The sequence below is a fragment of the uncultured Tenacibaculum sp. genome (assembly GCF_947502995.1).
In the GTDB taxonomy this organism is placed as follows: Bacteria; Bacteroidota; Bacteroidia; order Flavobacteriales; family Flavobacteriaceae; genus Polaribacter.
Window position 1 is genome coordinate 39,738 of the sequence record NZ_CANNBW010000027.1, and the last position, 23,461, is coordinate 63,198.

The 23,461-nt window shown below is 29.4% G+C and carries 21 protein-coding genes; 19 read left to right on the forward strand and 2 right to left on the reverse strand.

What is annotated here, in order from left to right:
- Positions 1–38 precede the first annotated feature (38 nt).
- From Q1A46_RS18650 to Q1A46_RS18700, 11 genes are all read left to right on the forward strand, one after another.
- A complete protein-coding gene (locus Q1A46_RS18650) occupies positions 39–1,064 on the forward strand; it encodes a hypothetical protein (RefSeq protein ID WP_299682648.1) in 1,026 nt (341 codons plus the stop codon).
- A gap of 154 nt (positions 1,065–1,218) precedes the next feature.
- Positions 1,219–2,043 carry an outer membrane protein assembly factor BamD gene (locus tag Q1A46_RS18655; protein ID WP_299682651.1) on the forward strand — a complete coding sequence of 275 codons (825 nt, stop codon included), beginning with the start codon at positions 1,219–1,221 and terminating at the stop codon, positions 2,041–2,043.
- Positions 2,044–2,045: 2 nt separating this feature from the next.
- The gene (locus Q1A46_RS18660; protein ID WP_095071373.1) at positions 2,046–2,372 is read left to right on the forward strand and encodes a DNA-directed RNA polymerase subunit omega; all 327 of its coding nucleotides are present in this window, start codon (positions 2,046–2,048) and stop codon (positions 2,370–2,372) included.
- 3 nt (positions 2,373–2,375) lie between these two features.
- The gene (gene coaBC, locus Q1A46_RS18665) at positions 2,376–3,587 is read left to right on the forward strand and encodes a bifunctional phosphopantothenoylcysteine decarboxylase/phosphopantothenate--cysteine ligase CoaBC (RefSeq protein ID WP_299682657.1); all 1,212 of its coding nucleotides are present in this window, start codon (positions 2,376–2,378) and stop codon (positions 3,585–3,587) included.
- A 48-nt stretch (positions 3,588–3,635) separates the two neighbouring features.
- Positions 3,636–4,541: a DUF4835 family protein gene (locus Q1A46_RS18670; RefSeq protein ID WP_299682659.1), complete on the forward strand. Its 906-nt coding sequence runs from the start codon at positions 3,636–3,638 to the stop codon at positions 4,539–4,541.
- Between the two features lie 83 nt (positions 4,542–4,624).
- Positions 4,625–6,277 carry a DNA repair protein RecN gene (gene recN, locus Q1A46_RS18675; protein WP_299682662.1) on the forward strand — a complete coding sequence of 551 codons (1,653 nt, stop codon included), beginning with the start codon at positions 4,625–4,627 and terminating at the stop codon, positions 6,275–6,277.
- A gap of 6 nt (positions 6,278–6,283) precedes the next feature.
- Entirely contained in the window at positions 6,284–6,799 is a 516-nt protein-coding gene (locus Q1A46_RS18680; protein ID WP_299682665.1) for a tetratricopeptide repeat protein, read from the forward strand.
- Between the two features lie 18 nt (positions 6,800–6,817).
- Complete coding sequence (locus Q1A46_RS18685; protein ID WP_095071387.1) at positions 6,818–7,630, forward strand: enoyl-ACP reductase; 813 nt, start codon at positions 6,818–6,820, stop codon at positions 7,628–7,630.
- 69 nt (positions 7,631–7,699) lie between these two features.
- Positions 7,700–8,476: a DUF3050 domain-containing protein gene (locus Q1A46_RS18690; protein WP_299682674.1), complete on the forward strand. Its 777-nt coding sequence runs from the start codon at positions 7,700–7,702 to the stop codon at positions 8,474–8,476.
- Positions 8,473–9,477: a glycosyltransferase family 2 protein gene (locus Q1A46_RS18695; protein WP_299682677.1), complete on the forward strand. Its 1,005-nt coding sequence runs from the start codon at positions 8,473–8,475 to the stop codon at positions 9,475–9,477. Before Q1A46_RS18690 ends, Q1A46_RS18695 begins: the two co-directional genes overlap by 4 nt.
- Complete coding sequence (locus tag Q1A46_RS18700; protein WP_299682681.1) at positions 9,478–10,413, forward strand: UDP-glucuronic acid decarboxylase family protein; 936 nt, start codon at positions 9,478–9,480, stop codon at positions 10,411–10,413. It begins immediately after the preceding gene.
- A 161-nt stretch (positions 10,414–10,574) separates the two neighbouring features.
- On the opposite strand, the gene Q1A46_RS18705 is transcribed toward Q1A46_RS18700, so the two are convergent.
- Both Q1A46_RS18705 and Q1A46_RS18710 read right to left on the reverse strand, forming a co-directional pair.
- The gene (locus Q1A46_RS18705) at positions 10,575–11,282 is read right to left on the reverse strand and encodes a copper homeostasis protein CutC (protein ID WP_299682684.1); all 708 of its coding nucleotides are present in this window, start codon (positions 11,280–11,282) and stop codon (positions 10,575–10,577) included.
- Positions 11,282–13,567, reverse strand: coding sequence for a beta-N-acetylhexosaminidase (locus Q1A46_RS18710; protein WP_299682687.1), 2,286 nt, complete (start codon positions 13,565–13,567; stop codon positions 11,282–11,284). The genes Q1A46_RS18705 and Q1A46_RS18710 overlap by 1 nt, the downstream gene beginning before the upstream one ends.
- A 39-nt stretch (positions 13,568–13,606) precedes the next feature.
- Here Q1A46_RS18710 and Q1A46_RS18715 point away from each other — a divergent pair, with 39 nt between their 5' ends.
- The 8 genes from Q1A46_RS18715 (at position 13,607) to Q1A46_RS18750 (ending at position 23,334) form a co-directional block, all read left to right on the forward strand.
- Positions 13,607–16,555 (forward strand): GH92 family glycosyl hydrolase, encoded by a 2,949-nt coding sequence (locus tag Q1A46_RS18715; RefSeq protein ID WP_299682689.1) that lies wholly within the window; start codon positions 13,607–13,609, stop codon positions 16,553–16,555.
- 19 nt (positions 16,556–16,574) lie between these two features.
- A complete protein-coding gene (locus Q1A46_RS18720) occupies positions 16,575–17,570 on the forward strand; it encodes an isoaspartyl peptidase/L-asparaginase family protein (RefSeq protein ID WP_299682691.1) in 996 nt (331 codons plus the stop codon).
- A 3-nt stretch (positions 17,571–17,573) separates the two neighbouring features.
- Positions 17,574–18,890, forward strand: coding sequence for a sugar MFS transporter (locus Q1A46_RS18725; RefSeq protein ID WP_299682693.1), 1,317 nt, complete (start codon positions 17,574–17,576; stop codon positions 18,888–18,890).
- Positions 18,891–19,033: 143 nt separating this feature from the next.
- Positions 19,034–20,926 (forward strand): sensor histidine kinase, encoded by a 1,893-nt coding sequence (locus tag Q1A46_RS18730; protein ID WP_299682695.1) that lies wholly within the window; start codon positions 19,034–19,036, stop codon positions 20,924–20,926.
- Positions 20,919–21,662, forward strand: coding sequence for a LytTR family DNA-binding domain-containing protein (locus Q1A46_RS18735; protein ID WP_299682697.1), 744 nt, complete (start codon positions 20,919–20,921; stop codon positions 21,660–21,662). Before Q1A46_RS18730 ends, Q1A46_RS18735 begins: the two co-directional genes overlap by 8 nt.
- Before the next feature lie 114 nt (positions 21,663–21,776).
- Positions 21,777–22,547, forward strand: coding sequence for a hypothetical protein (locus tag Q1A46_RS18740; protein WP_299682699.1), 771 nt, complete (start codon positions 21,777–21,779; stop codon positions 22,545–22,547).
- A 165-nt stretch (positions 22,548–22,712) separates the two neighbouring features.
- Complete coding sequence (locus Q1A46_RS18745) at positions 22,713–22,925, forward strand: hypothetical protein (RefSeq protein ID WP_299682701.1); 213 nt, start codon at positions 22,713–22,715, stop codon at positions 22,923–22,925.
- 193 nt (positions 22,926–23,118) lie between these two features.
- Complete coding sequence (locus tag Q1A46_RS18750) at positions 23,119–23,334, forward strand: hypothetical protein (protein WP_299682703.1); 216 nt, start codon at positions 23,119–23,121, stop codon at positions 23,332–23,334.
- The last annotated feature ends 127 nt before the right edge of the window (positions 23,335–23,461 follow it).

Here is a 23,461-nt window from a genome sequence, read left to right on the forward strand (position 1 = left end):
AATATTTGCTAAGTTTAAAATGATTAAACTATACAAATATGAAACTTATTAAAGCATTACTATGTTTTGTGTTAAGCTTATTTTTAAGCAGTTGCGGTACGGGGAAATTACCACAAGCAGAAACATTAGGAGAGGAAAATTCTTCATATTCATACGTTCCCATAGATCCTTTTCCAGTATCAACAGTAATGGGCAATAGTTGTGAACCTTGTCAACCTGGTCAAAATATTCCTTATAAACCATTATTAAATTCATTTCCAGATCAAACAGTTCGATTATCAATAGCAAAATTGAATGTAGATGGTTCTATTACTTATGGAAGTGTAGTAAAAGCTACAGCTAAAAATGAAACTTATGAAGTTACATTAGATTATGTAAATGTTGATGTAACTCAAATTCCATTTTTCTATAGAGAAAAGGAATACTATGAAACAAATTCAAAAGGTAAAAAAGAAAAAAAGATAGATTATGAGTTAAAACCAAGCGTAAGGTATGATTATTTAAAAGGTAATTCTGTAGCAAATAATACAGTTCATAATTATGAAACAAAAAAGCAACAACTTGTAGCTTCTTTACCTGACGATAAAAAAGATTGGCAAGAAAAAGTAGTTCCTGTATACATAGGAGTAGGATTGAGGGTTGTAGCTAGAGTTACTGTTTTAGATGCAGATGTTAATTTATCGGGATTAGGAGTAATTGGAAGTGAAGCAAAAGCAGGAAAATTAAAAGGGAGTTTAAGTGTACAAACATTAGGTATTACAGGGAAAAGTGTTTCTTCGGCATTGCCATTACCTAGTGAAATTAATGAAACAACAATTCAAAATGCAATTCTTTCAATAGGAACTATAAAAGCTCAATTATATACATCTGATCCAAAAGATGACGAAAGCGGAGAGAATAAAGGTGATATTGTAATTTCACCAAGAGTTGTAGGTATTTATAAACCTTTTAAAGGTGGGGCAGAAGTTATTAATCCTATAATATCTGAATTAGCAAGAGAGCCTGTTCGTTGGTACAGGCCATGTAAAAGTAAAGCAAAGTACCCAACTTCTTGTAATAAATAAAATAGTTTTTAACTCGTTCAAAATAGTATCAATTTAAATTTAACATACGTTTAGTAGCTTTTTCAATTACTTTGTCCGTTATTGCTTTAGATTTTCAATAGAAATTCAATTTTAATAATACATAATTAATTAGTAATTTTGCAAAATGCAAAAAATGAAGAGAATAGTTTACGTAGTTACTACATTTTTAATGTTAACTTCATGTGGAGAGTATAATAGAGCTCTTAACAGAGGTACTACAGAGGAGCAGTATAAGATGGCAATTAAAATGTATGAAGCCGAAAAATATAGCAAGGCTTTACGTTTGTTTGAAAAAATAATACCTTCATACAGAGGAAAACCTCAAATGGAGCGTATTCAATATATGGTCGCTAATTCTAATTTTAATGAAAAAACTTACGGAATAGCAGGGTATCATTTTAGCCGTTTTTCAGATAACTATCCAAAGAGTTCAAAGAGAGAAGAAGCTGATTTTCTTTCAGCATTAAGTTACTACAAAGCAGCACCAACATACACGAAAGATCCAACTAACATTAATAAAGCGATTGATGCTTTTCAGTCTTTTATTGACAAATATCCAGATTCTCCTAGATTAACTGAAGCAAATAAGTACTATCAGGAGTTAAGATATATGTTAGAGAGTAAGGCTTTTGAAATAGCTAAAAATTATTATAATACAGCAGAAACAGATCCTAGAAATTATAGAGCTGCAATTGTCGCTTTTGATAATTTATTATCTGATTTCTTAGGAACTTCTTACAAAGAAGAAGCATTATTTTATAGATTAAAAGCAGCTCACGATTTAGCTGTGAAAAGTAGGTTAAGAAAAAAATCTGAACGTACAAAAGCAGCAATTAAAGCTTATGAAAAGTTAAAACGTAATTTCCCAAAGACTAAATTCGAGAAAGAGTCTGAAGAAATGTATGCTACGTTAAAAGAGATAGAACAAGATTTACAAAAACAATTAGTTAAAAGTTAAATATGAATTACAAAGAAACTAAAGCCCCAGTTAGTACAGTGACTTATGATAGAGAAGCTATTGAAGCATCTACTGATAACATTTATGAGGCTATTTCTATCATAGCTAAAAGAGCAACTCAAATTAATTCTGATTTAAAGAAAGAGTTAGTTGATAAGTTAGATGAGTTTGCAACTTATAACGATAGCTTAGAAGAAGTTTTCGAAAATAAAGAGCAAATCGAAGTTTCTAAATTTTACGAAAGATTACCAAAACCAACTGCTATTGCTGTTGAGGAATGGTTAAGCGACAAAATTTATCACCGTTCTACTACTGATAAAAAGAAATAATTAATGTCTATACTTCAAGGTAAGAAGGTATTACTTGGTATTACCGCTGGTATAGCAGCATATAAAACGGCTAGTTTAGTCCGTTTGTTTATAAAATCAGGCGCAGAAGTCAAAGTAGTAATGACTCCTGCGTCTAAAGATTTTATAACACCTTTAACTTTATCTACCCTATCTAAAAATCCAGTTCATTCTACGTTTTATGACAAAGAAGATGAGAATGAATTATGGAATAATCATGTCGATTTAGGATTATGGGCAGACATTATGGTCATAGCACCTGCTACAGCCAATACATTATCTAAAATGGCAAATGGAAGTTGTGATAATTTATTGTTAGGAACATATTTGTCAGCAAAATGCCCAGTGTATTTTGCTCCTGCAATGGATTTAGATATGTATAAACATCCTTCAACAAAATCTAGCTTAGATAATTTACAGAGTTTTGGAAATATAATGATTCCAGCAACTTCAGGTGAATTAGCTAGTGGTTTAGTTGGTGAAGGAAGAATGGCAGAGCCAGAAGATATAGTTAGTTTTATTGAGAATGATATATTAGCGAAGTTACCTTTAAAAGGAAAAAAACTATTATTAACTGCAGGACCAACTTATGAAGCGATAGATCCAGTTCGTTTTATAGGAAATCATTCTTCTGGTAAAATGGGATTCGCTATTGCTAATGCTGCAGCGAATTTAGGAGCAGAAGTATTTCTAGTTTCTGGACCATCTCATCAAACAATAAAACATTCTCTAGTACATAGAATAGATGTAACATCAGCTCAAGATATGTATGAAGCTTGTCATACACATTTTAATGACGTTGATATAGCTATTCTTTCTGCAGCAGTTGCAGATTATCGACCAAAAAATGTAGCTTCTCAAAAAATAAAAAAGAAAGATGCTTCGTTAGTAATTGAGTTAGAACCTACAAAAGATATATTAAAATCTTTAGGTGAAATAAAGAAAGGTCAACTATTAGTTGGTTTCGCTTTAGAAACTAATGATGAAGTGTCAAATGCACAGAAGAAGATACAAAAGAAGAATTTAGATTTAATCATTTTAAATTCTTTAAGGGATAAAGGAGCTGGATTTGCAGGAGATACAAATAAAATCACTATTATTGATACAGATTTTAACGAGAAAACATTTCCTCTAAAATCTAAAAAAGAAGTAGCCAAAGATATCATAAATGAAATCATTGAAAAGCTAAGTAATTAAAGTTTTTTGTTATTTCAAACGATATTAATTTAATATTTACCTAGTATTATGATTGCAAAAAAAAGACTTGTTTTTTTATTCGTAGCATTATTGTCATCTATAACAATAATAGCTCAAGAAGAACTAAATGCTGTAGTTGTTGTTAATGCAGATAGAGTTCAAAGTACAAACAAACAAATATTTAGTACCTTAGAGCAATCATTAACGGAATTTATTAATCAAACAAAATGGACGAATAAGAAGTTCTCTTCTCAAGAAAGAATCAATTGTGCATTTACGATTATTATTAATGAGCAAAATTCAAATAATTTTACCGCTACATTACAAGTTCAATCTTCAAGACCAGTTTATAATTCTTCTTATGAAACTCCTTTATTAAATATTAATGATACGAATTTAAACTTTCAATATAACGAGTTTGAGCAATTGTTATTCAATCCGAATTCTTTTGATTCTAATTTAGTTTCTACAATCGTATTTTATGTTTATGTTATATTGGGTGTAGATGCTGATACGTTTGCTTTAAGAGGAGGAGAAAATTATTTTAAACAAGCTGAAAACGTAATGCTTCAGGCTCAACAAGGTGGTGAATCTGGATGGGAAAATAAAATAGGAGAACAAAACCGTTTTGCTTTAATAGATAGTTTGTTGTCATCTAAATTCGGAACTTTACGTTCTATTTATTATGAATATCACAGAAAAGGTTTCGATTTATTTGCAGATAAAGAGAGAGAAGCAAAACAAAATATTGCAAATAGTATTCTTCAATTAGATAAATTATTCAATATTACTGTTGGTAATTACATGATCAGAGTTTTTCTTGATGCTAAATCGAATGAGATAAGAGAAACTTTTTCTCAAGGAAAAACTATTGGGATGGAGAATAAAATAAAGGAAACTTTACAACGAATATCACCAACTTTAAGCAGTCAGTGGAAAGAAATTAAATCTTAGATTTCTTTTAAGATTATACTAAGAAATTTCCCACTTCTCTTTTACTTAAATTCCGTATTTTTATAGGCTCTAAATGTTGGAATTTGTTAGCAAAATTATTCATACAAAATTATGCGTTAATAGATAAGTTATCTATTGATTTTACTGAAGGTCTTTCTATTATAACAGGAGAAACTGGTTCTGGTAAATCTATTCTCTTAGGAGCTTTAGGTTTAGTTTTAGGAAACAGGGCAGACTTATCTTCATTAAAAAAAGGCGATACTAAGTGTATTATTGAAGCTGAATTTAATTTAGCAGCATATAAATTAGAACGCTTTTTCTCAAAAAATGATCTAGATTATGAAGAAAATACAATCATTAGAAGAGAAATTCTTCCTTCGGGGAAATCAAGAGCATTTGTAAATGACACTCCAGTTAATCTTAGTAATTTAAGTCAATTAAAATCTAAGTTAATAGATATTCATTCTCAACATCAAACCTTACAGTTGTCTGATGTAGATTTTCAGTTTTCGATTTTAGATGCCTTAGCAAAGAATGATAAAAAAATAGCTTCATACAAACGAGGTTTAAAACAATACAATGTATTAGTTTCAGAACTTAAGAAGCTTAAAGAAAACCAAGAACAAGAACAGCAACAATACGAATATAATTTACACTTATTTAAAGAATTAGAAGAAGCTGACTTTAAACTTAATGAACAGGAAGAGTTAGAAAAAAAACTAGATGTTTTAAATAATGTAGAGGATATTAAATTAAATCTATCTGAAGCAATTCAAATCACAACAGGTGAGGAGTTTGGAGTTCAAAATTTATTAAGTTCTTTAGAAAATAATTTACAAAAAATAAGTGGTTTTTCTAAAGAGTATGAAGCACTTTATCAAAGAATTGTTAGTGTAAAAATTGAAGTAGATGATGTTGTTACAGAGCTAGAAAATTCTAATGAAACAGTCGAATTTAATCCTGGTGAATTAGAAACTATAAACGATAGACTTCAATTACTGTATAGTTTACAAAAGAAACACCAAGTAGCAACTATTGATGAGTTATTGACCATTTTTGAAAGCTTGGCTGTTAAAGTAAATTCAGTTGAAAATGCTTCAGAAATTATAACCAGTAAACAAAAAGAGATTGATGAAGTAGCTATTAAATTAGATAGTGTTGCTGAGTTAATAACAGAAGCTAGAGAAAAGTCTATTCCTAAATTAAAAAAAGAATTAGAGTTTTTACTTTCTGAATTAGGAATGCCAAATGCAACTTTTTCTATAGCTGTACAACCTACAGAAAAATACTTGTTTAACGGTAAAGATGAATTACAGTTTTTATTTTCTGCAAATAAAGGTGGTAATTATGGAGAACTAAAAAAGGTAGCTTCAGGAGGAGAGTTGTCTCGAATAATGTTATCTGTAAAAAAGATTTTATCTCAAAACACGAAATTACCAACTATTATTTTTGACGAAATAGATACAGGAGTTTCTGGGGAAGTTTCAAATAAAATAGCAGATATTATGCAAAAAATGGGGAATTATATGCAAGTAATTGCTATTACCCATTTACCTCAAATTGCCTCAAAAGGAGTATCACATTTTAAAGTATATAAAGAAGAAGTAGATGGAGTAACATCTTCTAATTTAAAGCAATTAACCAAAGAAGAACGAATTGTAGAAATAGCAGAAATGTTAAGCGGTAAAGATATCTCTGATAGCGCTTTAATTCATGCTAAAGAATTATTAAATTAAGAAGTTATGAGTGATAATAGAGCAGAAAATTTATTCTTTGAAGCCGATCAATTGATTGATGAAAATAGAATTATAGAAGCAAAAGAAATGCTTATTGATCTTTTGGCAGAATTCCCAGATTATGGTAGAGCACACAATCATTTAGGTTGGTTATATAATTTGAAATTTAATAATTATCCTAAGGCTAAAAAACACTTAGAGTTAGCTATTAAATTTGCCCCAGATTATCATGCAGCATATAGTAATTATTCATATCTATTAATCGATATGAATCTTAATGATGAAATGATTACATTTGGCAACAAAGTAAGACAATTATTAACACCAGATAAGTCTACAGTTTTTAACAAAATGGCACAAGCTTATGAGTTAAAAGGAGAGATCATGAATGCTCATAAGTATTATAAGTTAGCAATTAAAGAAACACTAAATAATAAAACATTAGACTCTATTTATGCTTCAATAAACAGAGTAAGAAAAAAAATGAGTCTAATACAAAGATTGAAATTAATTAACCAATAAGATAATAAACACTAAATTATGTATAACTTATTAAAAGGTAAGAAAGGAATTATTTTTGGGGCGTTAGACCAAAACTCTATAGCATGGAAAGTAGCTGAGAGAGCTCATGAAGAAGGAGCAGAGTTTGTTTTAACAAATGCACCTATTGCATTACGTATGGGACAATTAAAAGAATTAGCAGAAAAAACTGGTTCTGAAATTATTCCTGCAGATGCAACTTCTATGGAAGATTTAACGAATTTAGTTGAAAAGTCTATGGAAATTTTAGGAGGGAAATTAGACTTTGTTTTACACTCTATAGGAATGTCTGTTAATGTACGTAAAGGTCGTGCTTATACAGATCCTAAATACGATTTTACAACTAAAGGTTGGGACGTTTCTGCAGTTTCTTTTCATAAAACAATGAACGTTTTATACAATAAAGAAGCAATGAATGAATGGGGAAGTATTGTAGCTTTAACTTACATGGCAGCGCAAAGAGTATTTCCTGATTATAATGATATGGCAGATAATAAAGCTTTCTTAGAGTCAATTGCTAGAAGCTTTGGATATTTCTTCGGAAGAGATCATAATGTTCGTGTAAATACGATTTCTCAATCTCCAACACCAACTACAGCTGGACAAGGAGTTAAAGGATTTGATGGTTTTATCAGTTATGCTGAAAAAATGTCTCCATTAGGAAATGCTACAGCTTTAGAATGTGCTGATTATACAATCTCATTATTCTCTGATTTAACGAAAAAAGTAACTATGCAAAACTTATTTCATGATGGAGGATTCTCTAATGTAGGTGTTAGTGATGCTGTTATGGAGCGTTTTACTGAAGAATAAAGTACTTTAAATCAAATACTCAAAATGCAAATCGTTAGATTTGCATTTTTTGTAAAAACTTACCACAAAATGCGCATAGAATTTATAGAAAATCAACTAGAAGATTTAAGAAAAGAATTACAAGTTCATGCTTTATATGCTACTTTAAAGGATATAGAAGATATTAAAACTTTTATGGAAGAGCATGTATTTGCTGTTTGGGATTTTATGTCGTTACTAAAAGCATTACAGTACCATTTAACAAATACAAATGTCCCTTGGTTACCAGTAAAAAATTCAGTTACGGCAAGATTTATAAATGAAATTGTGCATGGAGAAGAAACAGATATAAATGAATTAGGTGAGCCTAAAAGTCATTTTGAAATGTATCTAGATGCTATGAATGAAGTAGGAGCTAATACTTCTGAAATAGATACATTCGTTGAAGAAATTACTGATATCAATTCTGTAATAAATACTTTAAAAAAACTCGAAATAAGTGAAACAACTCAAAAATTTGTAGCGTTTACTTTCGATGTCATAAAAGTTAATCAACCACATATTATTGCTGCATGTTTTACGTTTGGTAGAGAGGATATTATTCCAGATATGTTTTTAGAAATCATCAAAAAGGCAGAGTTAGATGGTGATAAAAAGTTTACAAAACTTAAATATTACTTAGAAAGACATATAGAATTAGATGGAGATGAGCACGGACCATTATCTTTACAAATGATAAGTGAGTTATGTGGAAATGATGAACAAAAATGGAATGATGTTTTAGAATATGCCAGAAAATCAATGCAAATGCGCATTAATTTATGGAATGGAATTGAAGAAAAAATTAAGAAATCTGTTTTAGTATGAGTGAAATAAGGATATCACTTGTTGTACCAGTTTATAATCGTCCTGATGAAATACAAGAACTTCTAGAAAGCTTAACTCAGCAAGATTTTAAAAAGAAGTATGAAATAGTAATTGTTGAAGATGGTTCAACAGAATCTTCAGAGACTATAGTGAATACATATACTTCTCAATTAAATATTAGCTATTTTTTTAAACCAAATAGTGGTCCAGGTGATTCGAGAAATTATGGTATGAAAAGAGCTTGGGGAAATTATTTCATCATTTTAGATTCTGATGTAATATTACCAAGTCATTATTTATCTACGATTGATAAATTTCTTTCCGAAAATTATTTAGATTGTTTTGGTGGAGCAGATGCTGCACATGAAAGTTTTACAGATCTTCAAAAAGCAATAAATTATGTAATGACTTCTTTCTTTACAACTGGAGGAATACGAGGTGGTAAAGTAAAAGTTCAAAAGTTTGAACCAAGAAGTTTTAATATGGGAATTTCTAAAGAAGCTTTTGAAGTAACAAAAGGTTTCTCTAAAATTCATCCTGGTGAAGATCCAGATTTATCTCAAAGAATAGTAAATAAAGGGTTTACTACAGGTTTTTTACCAGATGCATATGTATATCATAAAAGAAGAATTTCTTGGGAGAAATTTCATACACAAGTCAAAAAATTTGGCCTAGTGCGTCCAATTTTAACCAAATGGCATCCAGTTACAGCTAAATTAACATTTTGGTTTCCAACTTTATTTGTTCTTTTTACAGCTTTATCTTTACTAGGAGGAATATTTGTAAGCCCTATTGCTTTAATACCTTTAGGAAGTTATTTATTACTTCTATTCGTACACTCTACAATTTTAAACAAAAGTATTAAAGTTGGATTTTTATCTATTTATGCAGTATTTATTCAATTTTTTGGCTACGGATTGGCTTTTTTGAAATCTACTTTTTACATTCGCTTATTAAATAGAAATCCGGAAACACAATTTCCAAAATTATTTTTTAAGTAGGTGAAAAGAATATTAGTTACAGGAGGAGCAGGTTTTATTGGCTCACATTTATGCGAGCGATTATTAAATGAAGGTAATGAAGTAATTAGTTTAGATAATTACTTTACTGGAAGTAAAAAAAATATAATTCACCTTTTAAACAATCCTTATTTTGAAGTAGTTCGTCACGATATTACTGAACCTTATTATGCAGAAGTAGATGAAGTATATAATTTAGCTTGTCCTGCTTCACCAATTCATTATCAACATGATCCTATTAAAACGATTAAAACATCTGTTGTTGGAGCAACAAATATGTTAGGATTAGCAAAAAGAATTGATGCAAAAATTTTACAAGCTTCAACGAGTGAGGTTTATGGAGATCCTAAAATTCATCCACAACCAGAATCGTACTGGGGAAATGTAAATCCTATTGGTTTAAGATCTTGTTATGATGAAGGGAAAAGATGCGCAGAATCTTTATTTGTGAATTACCATAAGCAAAATAATGTTCGAATTAAAATTATTCGAATTTTTAATACTTATGGAACTCGAATGAATACAAATGATGGTAGAGTAATTTCTAATTTCATTGTACAAGCTTTAAAAGGAGAAGACATTACTATTTATGGAGATGGAAGTCAGACTAGAAGTTTCCAGTATGTAGATGATTTAGTTGAAGGAATGATTCGTATGATGAATACTGATGATTCTGTAACTGGTCCAATAAACATTGGTAATCCAGGAGAGTTCTCTATTCTAGATTTAGCCAAAAAAATTATAGATATCACCAATTCTAAATCGCAGTTAATTTTCAAGCCTTTACCAGAAGATGATCCAATGCAGCGTAAACCTGATATTTCTTTAGCCAAGAAGACATTGAATGATTGGGAACCTAGGATTCCATTAGATGAAGGATTACTTAAGGTTATAGATTATTTTAAAGGTGTGATTTAAATTTAAACTATTACTTTAAGTTTGTTTAAAAAGTATCTGATAATAGTAATTTTCTTTTTATTTTCTTGTAATTCAATAATTTAAGGTGAATTTAAAGTGGGGTTGATGTATCATTATATGCCTTTAGTAATTATAGATGTGTGGAATTAGATCTAAGTGATTTAATTAAAAATCCTATTCATTAAATCCTTAATGATTTGATCATTAGAAATGGTTTGATCAGCTTTTCCAAAACAATGGGCTTTTTTATTTTCAGATTTTACTTTTTTAGAAGCTGAAGTATGAATTTCTTCCAAACCTATTTCTTTAAATAATTCAACATTGTTAGGATTAATTCCACTGCCTGCTAAAATGGTAATTTTATCACCGTATTTCTCATGTAAATCTTTAATTAGAGTTAAACCTTCCTCAGCAGTATCTTTTTGTCCAGATGTTAAGACACGATCTACACCTAAATCAATAAGTTGTTCAATTGCTTCATAAGGATCAGGAGTGATATCAAAAGCTCTATGAAAAGTAAAAGGAAGTGGTCTACTTAATTCTATTAATGCTTTTGTACGTTCCATATTTATAGTGTTATCACTATGTAATACACCAGAGACAATTCCAGAAAAACCAAGCTCTTTGCATAGCAGTATATTTTCCTTCATAATTTTATATTCTATTGGAGAAAAGTTAAAATCTCCACTTCTAGGTCGTATTAAAACGAAAGAAGGAATATTTAAGTTATCTGCTACCAGTTTTAATAATCCGTAAGATGGTGTAATACCTCCTAGTTGTAATTCAGAACACAATTCAATTCTATGAGCACCAGCTTCTTGAGCATGAATAGCAGATTGATATGAATTAGCACAAATTTCTAGTTTCATTAGTTGATAATTATTTCATCAATAAAAGTCCAAGCTTTATATCCAGCACCTTGCTTACCTTCAGGAATAATTCCGTAGTTAGGGATGTCAATATAAATTTTTGAAGCTTTTACATTATTAAATTTCACATGTACATTACACAATAAAGAATCTCGATTTTTTATGGGGATAAAATCTTGCTGTTCCTTTATATTATCAGCATTAACGAAGTCAAATTTAATTTTCTTAGGAGCGTAAATCCATTGTCCATTTCCGTTATGAAAACGAATTTTTATAGCATTAATAGGGGTAAGGGTATCTAAATCTATTGTGATTTTAACATCTTTTCCAGAAAAGCCTAACCATTCTTTGTCACCATATCTTTTGTTACTACCAGAAATACCATTAATTAAAGCTTTAGATCCACCAGCATTGTAAGATGGATGTGGTTTTGTATCTAATGTTATTTTTTTACCTACAGCTTTATGCAAATTAATATTAGTTGAAAAAAGCGGACTAATAGTATTCCCTTCATTGTCAAATACTAATGCTTTTAGTGCTGTACTAGTATTTATTTCAATAGGATTTGTATATACTGTTGATAGGTTCGAGTTAGGTGTACTACCATCAATTGTATACATAATTTTTCGATTATTAGAAGTAGAAAGTTGATACATCATTTTACCTTCTTTATCTAACAATATACCGTTAATTTCATGTAAATGATTTGCGTAATTGATATCTTTTTGGTTAAATCTTTGTTGAAAATATGTTAATCTCGCTATAAAATTAGTATATTTTTTTTGAATTTCACTACTCCAAAGCACTTCTGATAATGCAATTGCTCTAGGAAAAACCATATATTCCACTTTTTCAGGAGTTTTCATGTATTCAGTCCAAACATTTCCTTGTGCGCCTAAAACATATTTTTCTTCTTCTTTTGTTAAATCTTTAGGAATTGGGTTAAAATGATACACTTTTTCTAAAGGTAAATACCCGCCAATTGCCAAAGGTTCATTTTCGTTCTCTGATTGATAATAATCAAAATAACAATGAGAAGTTGGAGTAAGTATAACATTATGTTTTTCTTTTGCAGCTTTTACAGCACCTTCAATTCCTCTCCAAGACATAACAGTTGCATTTGGAGCTAAACCACCTTCTAAGATTTCATCCCAGCCAATAATTTGTTTTCCTTTACTGTTAATATATTTTTCCATTCGAGTGATAAAGTAACTTTGTAAGCCATGTTCATCTTTCAAATTTTTTTCTTTGATGAATTGCTGACAAAATTCTGAAGTTTTCCATTTTGTTTTTGGAGCTTCATCGCCACCTATATGAATGTATTTTCCAGGAAACAAAGTGACTACTTCATCGATAACATCTTCTAAAAATTTAAATGTAGTTTCTGTAGGGCAATATACTTCATCAAAAACTCCCCAAGTTGTAGCAACTTTTACTTGAGTATCTGTACAACCTAATTCCGGATAAGCAGCAATGGCAGCTTGTGAATGTCCTGGCATTTCAATTTCAGGAATAATAGTGACAAAACGTTCACTAGCATAAGCAACAATATCTTTAATTTCTTCTTGAGTGTAATAACCACCATATTTTTTACCATCAAATTTTTGTGGTTGATCGTTATAGTGTCCAATTAAAGTTTCATCCCTATAAGCAGCAATTTCTTGCAACTTAGGGTATTTTTTTATTTCAATTCTCCAACCTTGATCTTCAGTTAAGTGCCAATGAAACGTATTGTACTTTAATGAAGCGATTAAATCAATATATTTTTTTATAAAAGCTACAGAAAAATAATGTCTAGCTACATCTAAATGCATTCCTCTATATTGAAACCGAGGTTTATCTTTTATATGTATACACTGAATAGGAATTTCTTCCCCATTATTTACCACAGGTATTAATTGTAATAAAGTTTGAACAGCATAAAAAGCGCCTTTACTTGTTTTAGATCTAATTATTATTGAGTTTTCATTTATATCAAGAGAATAACCTTCTTCATCTGTTATGTTAGTATTGGTAACAAATTTTATTTCATTTTGAGCTGTAGGAGTATTACTATGTAATTGCAATTGATCATCAAAATAAGATCTTAAGTAGCGAATAACACTATTAAATTGGGTTTCACCATTAACATATGTGTCTTTTGTAAGATTAAAAGTACCTTCTTTTAGTTCTTGTTTTAAAGGTATTGGGATAATATTAGGAGGAATAGGAGTTTTCTTTGAGTTTTCTTGTTTACAGTTAAAAAGACAAAAACATAGGATTCCTAAAAACAGATACGATTTCATTTTATTATCTTAGAATTTTCAAAATAACAACAAAACCAAATGAATTTTAGTAAACTGCTATTTATACTAGTTATTTTTTCAATTATTAGTTGTAAAAAGCGAGAAATTTCTCCTGCACAAGATACAAAATCGTTATTAACTTATGTTAATCCTTTTATAGGAACTGGTGGTCACGGACATACATATCCAGGAGCAACAATGCCTTTCGGAATGATGCAATTAAGTCCAGATACACGCTTAGATGGTTGGGATGGTTGTTCTGGTTATCATTATTCTGATGAATATATTTACGGATTTTCGCACACACATTTAAGCGGAACTGGTGTTTCTGATTATGGCGATATTTTATTGATGCCAACAAATAAAGTAACTTTTAATAATGGAGCAGATGGTAAAGAAGGTTATCGTTCTAAATTTTCACATGATAAAGAAAAAGCAGAGCCAGGATTTTACAAAGTACATTTAGATGATACAAATATTGATGTTGAACTTACTGTTGCTAAACGTAGTGGAATGCATAAGTATCAATTTCCTTCTGCTGAAAACCAATTTATCACAGTAGATATTGAACATCGTGATCAATTATTAGAAGGAAACATAAATTTTGAGATTAAAAATAATAAAATTATAAAAGGACACCGCTTTTCGAAAGCTTGGGCTACAAATCAAAAACTTTTTTATTACATAGAATTTTCGCACTCTTTGAGTCCTGTTAAAATAGATAGTAAAATATCAACTATAGAGGATATTAAAGTTGTTAAAGGAATTTCCTCATTTAAATTTATTAACCCAAATAACGAACCAGTTTATGTTAAAATAGGAATTTCTGCAGTAGATATTGAGGGAGCGAAAAAGAATTTAGCACAAGAAATAGGAAATAAAACTTTTTCAATAGTTAAAAAAGAAGTTCAAGAAACTTGGGAAAAGCAATTAAGAAAAATAGTTGTTGAAAGTGATAACGAAGATTATAAAGTCAATTTCTATACATCGATGTATCACACAATGATTGCTCCGAATTTATATCAAGATGTTGACGGTCGTTACAGAGGAATGGATTTAAAAATTCATGAAACGAAAGATTTCGATTATTATACAGTTTTCTCTCTTTGGGATACCTATCGAGCAACGCATCCATTATATACGATTATTGAGCAAGATAGAACAAATGATTTCATCAATACATTTTTAGCAAAGTATGACGAAGGTGGTATTATGCCAATTTGGGATCTATCTGCAAATTACACAGGTTGTATGATTGGTTATCATGCCGTTCCAGTAATTGCGGATGCATATTTAAAAGGAATTAAAGATTACGACGCTGAAAAAGCGTTGCTAGCAATGAAACATTCTGCTACAAGAGATAAGTTAGGATTAAAGTCTTACAAGTCTTTAGGATATATTCCTGTGGAAGAAGAAAGTGAATCGGTTTCTAAAACATTGGAATATGCTTACGACGATTGGACAATCGCTCAGATGGCTAAACAAATGGGAAAAGAAGAAGATTATAAAGAATATATTCAACGAGCACAGTATTACAAAAATATCTTCGATCCGAAAACGCAATTTATGAGAGGACGATTTAGAAATACTTGGTTTGCACCTTTCGATCCGTATGAAGTAAACTTTAATTATACTGAAGCGAATGCTTGGCAATACAGTAATTATGTTCCTCATGATATTTCAGGATATATTAAATTATTAGGCGGAGCTTCTGTTTTAGAAAAGAATTTAGATACACTTTTTGCTGCTGAATCAAATACTTCAGGTCGTCATCAAAAAGATATTACCGGATTAATTGGTCAGTATGCACACGGAAATGAGCCAAGTCATCATATGGCTTATTTATATAATTATGTAGGGAAACCAAGCAAAACACAAGAGAAGATATATCAAATTCTTACAGAACAGTATACCAATGCTCCAGATGGTATTTCTGGAAATGAAGATTGCGGACAAATGAGTGCTTGGTATATTTTTAGTTCGTTAGGATTTTATCCTGTTACGCCAGGTTCTAATGAATATATCATTGGTACACCATTACTTAAAAAAGCTACAATTCATTTAGAAAACGGTAAAACATTTACAGTAGTTGCTGAAGGAATCAGCGATGAAAATAAATACATTAAAAACGCAAGATTAAATGGTAAAACTTTAGATCGAACTTTTATTACACATGAGGAAATTGTAAACGGAGGTTCTTTAGAATTTGAAATGACAAATTCACCAAGTAATTGGGGAACTCAAGAAAATGCTTTACCAAAGAGTAGTATAGAAGATCATTTAATTGTTCCTGCTCCATTCATAGAAAAAGGAGAAGTAGCATTTAAAGGAAATACCCAAGTTGTATTAGCGAATGCTGATACAAATGCTGAAGTGTATTTTAAATTAAATGATGGAGAATTTAAAAAATACGAGCAACCAATTCAACTTTCAGAAAAAACAAAGTTATCAGCTTATGCAAAAATAGGCGATACTAAAAGTGCAGTTATTGAAACAAACTTTGTGAAAATTGATCCAAATATTAAAATTTCTTTAGAAAGAGCATATGCAAATCAATATAATGCTGGAGGTGATAATGCACTAATAGATGGAATAAAAGGAGCGAGAGATTTTAGAACTGGAACTTGGCAAGGATATTCTAATGTTGATGTAATTGCAACTGTCGATTTAGGAAAAGAAAAATGGGTTGAAAGTATTAGTACAAATTATTTAGAAGATCAACGTAGTTGGATATTCTTACCAACATCAGTTTCATATTATACTTCTGTAGATGGAAAAACGTACAAGCAAGTAGCTGATTTAAAAATTGATTCAGCAAAACCTAAAGAAAATACAAGTATCAAAGAAGTAACAATGCATTTGAAAGGAAGTAATGTGAGATATGTAAAAGTTATAGCTAAAAAATTAGGTGATTTACCAGAATGGCATTTAGGATACAAGCATAATGGTAAGTCTTGGATATTTATTGATGAAATAATGATAAAATAATAGAACTAAAGGAAGAAAAATGATAAATAAAGCAACGTTATTTAGTGTAGGTTTGTTAGCTACTGTCTTAATCACAGGTTGTAAAACAGAAAAGAAACCTGAAGAGCCAGTAAAAGTTCAAACAGTTACCACTGTAAATAAACCTTTAGTAATAGCTACTTGGAATACACCAGAAGCTGTTAACGCAGCAGCCAAAGTTTTACAAAACGGAGGAACAGCTCTAGATGCGGTTGAACAAGGATGTAGAGTAGAAGAAGCAAATCCTAAGAATCAAACTGTAGGAATTGGAGGTTTACCAGACCGAGATGGTTTTGTGACTTTAGATGCTTGTATTATGAATGAAAAAGGTGATTATGGAGCTGTAGTTGGCGTAGAAAATATTAAGCATGTAATTTCTGTAGCTAGAAAGGTTATGGAAGATACACCTCACGTATTATTATCAGGGAAAGGAGCTGAGCAATTTGCGGTTTCAAAAGGTTTTCCAAAAGAAGATCTTTTAACAGAAGATTCTAAAAAAGCTTGGGAAGAATGGAAAGTGAAATCAGAATACAAACCGATAATTAATATTGAAAATCACGATACCATTGGAATGTTAGCAATGGATTCCGAAGGAAATCTTTCAGGAGCATGTACAACAAGTGGTTTAGCTTATAAACTAAGAGGTAGAATAGGGGATTCACCAATTATTGGATCTGGATTATTTATCGATAATGAAGTTGGCGGAGCTGTAGCTACAGGTTTAGGTGAAGAAGTTTTAAAAACAGTAGGAAGTTTTTTAATTGTAGAATTAATGCGACAAGGAATGTCACCACAACAAGCTTGTGAAGAAGCGATTAAAAGAATTGTAACAAAGCCTAATAGCGATTTTAAAAATTTTCAAGTTTGTTACATCGCAATGAATAAGAAAGGAGAAATAGGAAGTTATGCTATTCACGAATGGTTTAGTTATAGCAAGTTTGATAATAACGGATACAAAAACATTAAATCAGATTTTTATTTAAAAGACAAACCATAATTTATGACAACAACCAATAAATCTTACAAAACAGCTTTTATATTTTTAACCACTTTATTCTTTTTATGGGGATTTATCACAGTATTGGTAGATTCTTTAGTTCCTCGTTTAAAAGATGTGTTCGAAATGTCTTATGCAAAAACAGTATTAGTTCAGTTTGCATTTTTTGCAGCTTTCTTCTTCGTTTCTGTTCCTGCAGGTAAACTATTAAGTAAAATTGGCTACAAAAAAGGAATTGTTTTAGGGTTAACAATAATGGCTTTAGGTTGTTTGTTATTTTATCCGGCTTCTTCTTACAGAAGTTTTTCAGTATTCTTATTGGGGTATTTCACATTAGCTGGTGGAATTACAGTTTTACAAGTAGCTGCAAATCCTTATGTAGCTTTACTAGGAAATGAAAACGGAGCTTCAAGTAGATTAAATTTGTCACAGGCATTTAATTCTTTAGGAACAACTATAGCACCAATTGTAGGAGCTTTATTTTTATTAAGTGATACTGTAAAAACATCAGAAGAAATTGAGCAATTATCAGAAATTGCAAAAACGGAATACTACGCAGCAGAGGCAGCTACAGTACAAACACCATTTTTATTTATTGCAGGTTTTATTGGAGTTTTAGCTCTAGTATTTTCATTTATAAAGTTGCCAAAAGTGATGGAAGAAAGTCCGAAAGGAGGCTATTTATCATTACTGAATAATAAAGTAATGTTACTTGGAGCATTAGGGATTTTTGTTTATGTAGGAGCAGAAGTTTCTATAGGAAGTTTTTTAGTGAATTATTTCCAAGACATGAATTTGGCAACTATCATTTCTCAAAATGAAACGATGATGAATATTGCAAATACCATTGCTAGTGTTTTCAATAAGACATTCTCAAATTCCGATCCAAAATCTTTACTAGGAATTTTTGTGATTTTCTATTGGGGTGGAGCAATGATTGGTCGTTTTATAGGAGCCTATTTAACAAAAATTATTTCTCCGGGTAAGGTCTTAGCAATTTTTGCAATTTTAGCTGTAGCTATGATTTTAATCTCTATTACAACAACAGGATTAATTTCTATGTGGTCAATTTTAGCTGTAGGATTATTTAATTCTATCATGTTCCCAACTATTTTTACTTTAAGTTTAGAAGGATTAGGAGATTTAAAAGCTCAAGCTTCAGGATTACTTTGTATGGCAATTGTAGGAGGAGCAATCGTACCTTTTATTTTCGGAGGATTAATCGATAATTTCGGATTTAAAACTGCATTTATCCTAACATTAATTTGTTATGCATATATCTGGTATTTTGGAAGAACTAAAGCATTAGTAAAAGAGTAATGCTTATTTTTTAATACGTAAATTTCTAAGACTCGTCATTAGGCGAGTCTTTTTATTTATATGAACAATTAAGGTATACGAACGTTAAGATTTGTAACTAATTAATCTGAAAAAATTAAATTTGATGATTTTAAAGAGGTTAAATGAAGAAAATTGGGGCTTTTTTCTTGCTGTTTTTATTGTATATAGGTTGTAATTCTAATCTTAAGTTAGATCATACAGAAATTAAATTAGAGTCAATTAAACAGTTTCAATATAAATCTAAGAAAGGAAGTAAAGATTCTGTGCTTTTTTACATTAATAAAGCAGAAAAAATCTTCGATAAAAATCCTAAAATTAATGACTCTCTTTTTTTAGAAAACTTATTCTTAAAAGGGAATTATTATAAGAAGCAAAATAATTTAGATTCAGCCAGATTTTATCTTTATAAAACAATTTCTTCACTAAAGAAACCTAACAATAGTTCTAGAGCGATTGTGTTTTATAGAACTACTTGGGAGATGGAAAACCTCAAAGGAAATATTGCAAATGGAATAAGTTTAGCAAAAGATTTTATTGAAGTTTCCAATGAAGCTAAGTTTAATAAAGATCTTATTTATGCTTATAATTATTTAGCTCGTAAAAGTTTAGTATTTGGTAATTATAAAGAGTCGTTAGAATATAATAATAAGATTCTTAAAATAGCAAAGGAAATAGGTAATGTAGATATGTATGTAATCACTGCTATTGCTAAGTCTAGGATTTTCTCATATTATTTGAAAAAGAAGAAAAAAGCGACTAAAATATTAGATAGTTTACTTACAATTGATTGTAGTATCGATTCCAAACGTCAAATTTACAGAAGATACGCCATTTTAAACTTCTACAATAAAGATTATAATAAGGCTATTTCTTATTATAAAAAAGTGATTCAATTCACTAAAAAACAAGGATTACAGAGTAAAGGTTATGAAAGCAAAATAGACTTCAATAATAATCTAATTGAAGCATATAATAATATTACTGAAGCATATTTAACAATAAAAAAATATAATACAACTGCTCAGTATTTAGATTCTACAAAAGCATTATTAAACACCAACACAAAGAAAAAATATATAAACTCTTACACTAAATATCGTTTCTTATTGAATTATAGAACAAAGAAGGATGAAGCAGAAGTTTTAAAGGAATATTTATCATTTATAAAGGAAAGTACAAATAGGCAAGAGGAGAAAATAAATGAAAAATTGTATGCATTACAATTAGCTAATGAAAAAGAGAAGCGAGCTATAGCGGAAAAAAATAAAGCAATTGTGAATAATATTCAACTGGAATCTAGAAATATTAAACTCATTGCTTTTTCAAGTATTGTAGTTTTACTATTGATAATTGGATATTTATTTTATAGACAAAGAAATTTTGCTTTTGAACGTCAAGAAATTCAATTGCATCAACGTTTATTACGTTCACAAATGAATTCTCATTTCTCATTTAATAGTTTATCTGTAATTCAAAATCAATTTAAAAATGATCAGAATTTAGCAGCAAATTATCTTACAAAGTTTTCGAGATTATTAAGACTAGTCTTAAATAATTCTTTATTGAATTATGTATTAATTGAAGATGAATTAGAATTATTGACGAAATATTTAGAACTACAATTGTTCAGGTTTCCAAATAGCTTCGAGTTTAAAATTGAAGTTGAAAACTTTGAGGAAGATGATTTAATATATATACCTCCAATGTTAATACAACCTTTTATAGAAAATAGCATAGAGCATGGTTTTTCAAAAATTGATTATAAAGGTTACATAAGAATTTATTTAAAATTAAAAGGTAAGTTTATCGAGTGTATCATTGAAGATAACGGAATTGGTATCCAAAAAGACAGGTCAAAATCTGAAAACTCGGTTTCTACAGATTTAATATCAAACTTCATATATAAAACTACAAAACAAAAAATTATTACATTCGATAAAAAAGAGTTGAATAAAAAAGAGAGTGGAGTATATGTGAAATTTTTAATCCCCTATAAATTAACTAATAATGATTAAAGTAATTTTGATTGATGATGAGGTTTATATCAGAGAATTAATTCGAGAGAAACTCAAGAATAATTTTCAAGATAAAATTGAGATTGTCGGAGAAGCAGAAGGAGTATCGGATGCTATAAAAATTATCAATAAAGAAAAACCAAACTTATTATTTTTAGATGTTCATTTAAAAGAAGGAACTAGTTTTGATATTCTTTCTCAAATAGACTATAAAGAACTGAATTTAATTTTTATAACTGGTTTTGATGATCATGCTATTAAAGCGATTAAAGTTGGAGCTTTAGATTATATTATAAAACCTATTGATGAAGACGAGTTTAATACAGCAGTAAATAAAGTAGTTAAAGAATTCAATAAAAATAATTACACAAAAGAATCTGTAGAAGTTTCTAAAGAACACTTCACTAAAACATCTGGTAAAAAACGTATTATTTTAAAAACCTTAGAGAATATTTATATTGTATATGAAGAAGATATTTTCTATTGTAAGTCAGAAGGTAACTATACCACTTTTTTCACAAAAAAAGATAGAATAGTAGTTTCTAAACCTATAAAAATGATGGAAGAACTACTTTCTAAAGATATATTCATACGATGTCATAAGTCATATTTAGTTAATAAAAACCATGTAATTCAGTATAACAGGAATGGCTTACTAATAATTAATGAAGATCTTAAAGTGCCAGTTTCTAGCAGAAAAAAAGATTTTATTATTCAGGAAATTTTCAATTCATAAGTAAGAAAACGTAAATGAATTATCTGAAAACGTAAATGAATTTTAAAAAAGCTTTTATGTAAATCATCATAATAGCTAGATCTAAATATTTAGTTTCAACTAAAAATATACATCATGAATAAATCAACCATAATATTTATTACATCATTTTTGTTTTTGATATCATGTTCTCAAGAAAATGATGTGTTAAATGAATTGAATGATCAACAAACGATTAATAAAGCTTTAAATTTAAATAATAGAAGTAATTCAGGATTTGGAGAAACAACAATAAATTTTGATGAAAATCTCTTTCATTCTGTTTCTCTTTTAATATCTAAAACGATACTCAATAATAGCGAAGCTAAAGATTACTTTTTACAAGTTTTAGATAATAATCATCAAGCATCAGTAAATACGATTCAATTAGAAGAGCTATTAAGCACAACTTTTTCTGATAATGTTTTTTATAATGCTTTTAGAACAGAGTATTTTTATTACTACGGCTCTGGTTTTTACTATTGCGGTAAACCAGAAGAAGAAGAAGAACCTCCAACGTTAGAAAAAGGATTGTATGCAGTACAAGAAAGTTCGTTTCAATTTTACTTAAATTCTATTTTAAATGAAAACTGTATAGAGTTATATTTTCCAAATGGAATAAATGAAGAGTATTTAAATTTCGATTTTCCTATTATTATTTCTTCAGCTCATCCATTTACAAATATAGAAACTAATGAGTCTTATGTGAACCCCATAGGTTGTAGATTAGAAAAATCTGAGGTAAATTCTACTACACGAGGTAATATAATTATAGCAAGACCTAATAGAGCACAGTTAAATCAAAGAGGGTGTACATATTCTGAATATTCTTTCATAGAAGATTTTACCGAGTTTTTAGCTAATTAAATTATATATAATAAATCAATCCTTTTACGTATCTGTAAGAGGATTTTTTTTGTGTAATTATATTTAGAACGTTCGTGAATTTATACAGAGCGATGATGAATTTTATATTGTGAAGACTATGTAAATATTCCATTTTTACTGTATAGAATTTTTAAAATATCAATCATGAAAAAAATAGTAAATCTAAAAGGAACTCAATTGTTAGATAAAAGAACTCAAAAAGAAATCATTGGTGGTAAAAGTAATGTACTCACCGGAGGAGGAAAATGTAGTAATAGTATTTGTGCTTCTATAGATCCGAGAAGATGTTGTGGTTACGATGATAAAGGAAATTATGGATGTGTAATTGCTTTACCTGGGAGTAGAAACTGTAGATAGTTTTGCACTAACATAATTATCATAATATTATAAAGGTTCTTCGTAGGAAGAGCCTTTTTTTATTGAAATAATTATTAATTCATTTTGAGTAGAGCTTTAATGAATTGATAAGCTACGTTCATGAGTTTAACGTTGTTTCCATTCTATAATTGAAAGATATTTAAAAACAATATTAATCTAAAATAAAATAAAAATGAAAAAATTATTGAATTTACCTGGTGTACAAACATTAAACAAAGCAGCACAACAAGAGATTAAAGGAGGAAAAGGATTTGCTCCTTATAAATGTGCAGTTAGTAAAAAATGTTTTACAGCTTCAGATTGCATAAGTTTTACCCCAAGATGTGTTATGGAATGTTTTGCAGCTCCGAATGGAGAAGAAGGTATTTGTGTGGGATATATTGTTTAAATATTAGGGAAAAAAGAAAAAAGCTCGCCATTGGCGAGCTTTTTTAATTATATATGTCCCGTCCTGAAATAAGTTTACACAATTTAGACTTATTTTATGAATAACACTGTACCCAAGAAAAAGCGAA

Bases quoted from the DNA above. Each gene is read 5' to 3' on its own strand.
- Q1A46_RS18650 (WP_299682648.1), top strand. From the start codon at position 39: ATGAAACTTATTAAAGCATTACTATGTTTTGTGTTAAGCTTATTTTTA.
- Q1A46_RS18655 (WP_299682651.1), top strand. From the start codon at position 1,219: ATGAAGAGAATAGTTTACGTAGTTACTACATTTTTAATGTTAACTTCA.
- Q1A46_RS18660 (WP_095071373.1), top strand. From the start codon at position 2,046: ATGAATTACAAAGAAACTAAAGCCCCAGTTAGTACAGTGACTTATGAT.
- coaBC (WP_299682657.1), top strand. From the start codon at position 2,376: ATGTCTATACTTCAAGGTAAGAAGGTATTACTTGGTATTACCGCTGGT.
- Q1A46_RS18670 (WP_299682659.1), top strand. From the start codon at position 3,636: ATGATTGCAAAAAAAAGACTTGTTTTTTTATTCGTAGCATTATTGTCA.
- Q1A46_RS18680 (WP_299682665.1), top strand. From the start codon at position 6,284: ATGAGTGATAATAGAGCAGAAAATTTATTCTTTGAAGCCGATCAATTG.
- Q1A46_RS18685 (WP_095071387.1), top strand. From the start codon at position 6,818: ATGTATAACTTATTAAAAGGTAAGAAAGGAATTATTTTTGGGGCGTTA.
- Q1A46_RS18690 (WP_299682674.1), top strand. From the start codon at position 7,700: ATGCGCATAGAATTTATAGAAAATCAACTAGAAGATTTAAGAAAAGAA.
- Q1A46_RS18695 (WP_299682677.1), top strand. From the start codon at position 8,473: ATGAGTGAAATAAGGATATCACTTGTTGTACCAGTTTATAATCGTCCT.
- Q1A46_RS18705 (WP_299682684.1), bottom strand. From the start codon at position 11,282: ATGAAACTAGAAATTTGTGCTAATTCATATCAATCTGCTATTCATGCT.
- Q1A46_RS18710 (WP_299682687.1), bottom strand. From the start codon at position 13,567: ATGAAATCGTATCTGTTTTTAGGAATCCTATGTTTTTGTCTTTTTAAC.
- Q1A46_RS18715 (WP_299682689.1), top strand. From the start codon at position 13,607: ATGAATTTTAGTAAACTGCTATTTATACTAGTTATTTTTTCAATTATT.
- Q1A46_RS18720 (WP_299682691.1), top strand. From the start codon at position 16,575: ATGATAAATAAAGCAACGTTATTTAGTGTAGGTTTGTTAGCTACTGTC.
- Q1A46_RS18725 (WP_299682693.1), top strand. From the start codon at position 17,574: ATGACAACAACCAATAAATCTTACAAAACAGCTTTTATATTTTTAACC.
- Q1A46_RS18730 (WP_299682695.1), top strand. From the start codon at position 19,034: ATGAAGAAAATTGGGGCTTTTTTCTTGCTGTTTTTATTGTATATAGGT.
- Q1A46_RS18735 (WP_299682697.1), top strand. From the start codon at position 20,919: ATGATTAAAGTAATTTTGATTGATGATGAGGTTTATATCAGAGAATTA.
- Q1A46_RS18740 (WP_299682699.1), top strand. From the start codon at position 21,777: ATGAATAAATCAACCATAATATTTATTACATCATTTTTGTTTTTGATA.
- Q1A46_RS18745 (WP_299682701.1), top strand. From the start codon at position 22,713: ATGAAAAAAATAGTAAATCTAAAAGGAACTCAATTGTTAGATAAAAGA.
- Q1A46_RS18750 (WP_299682703.1), top strand. From the start codon at position 23,119: ATGAAAAAATTATTGAATTTACCTGGTGTACAAACATTAAACAAAGCA.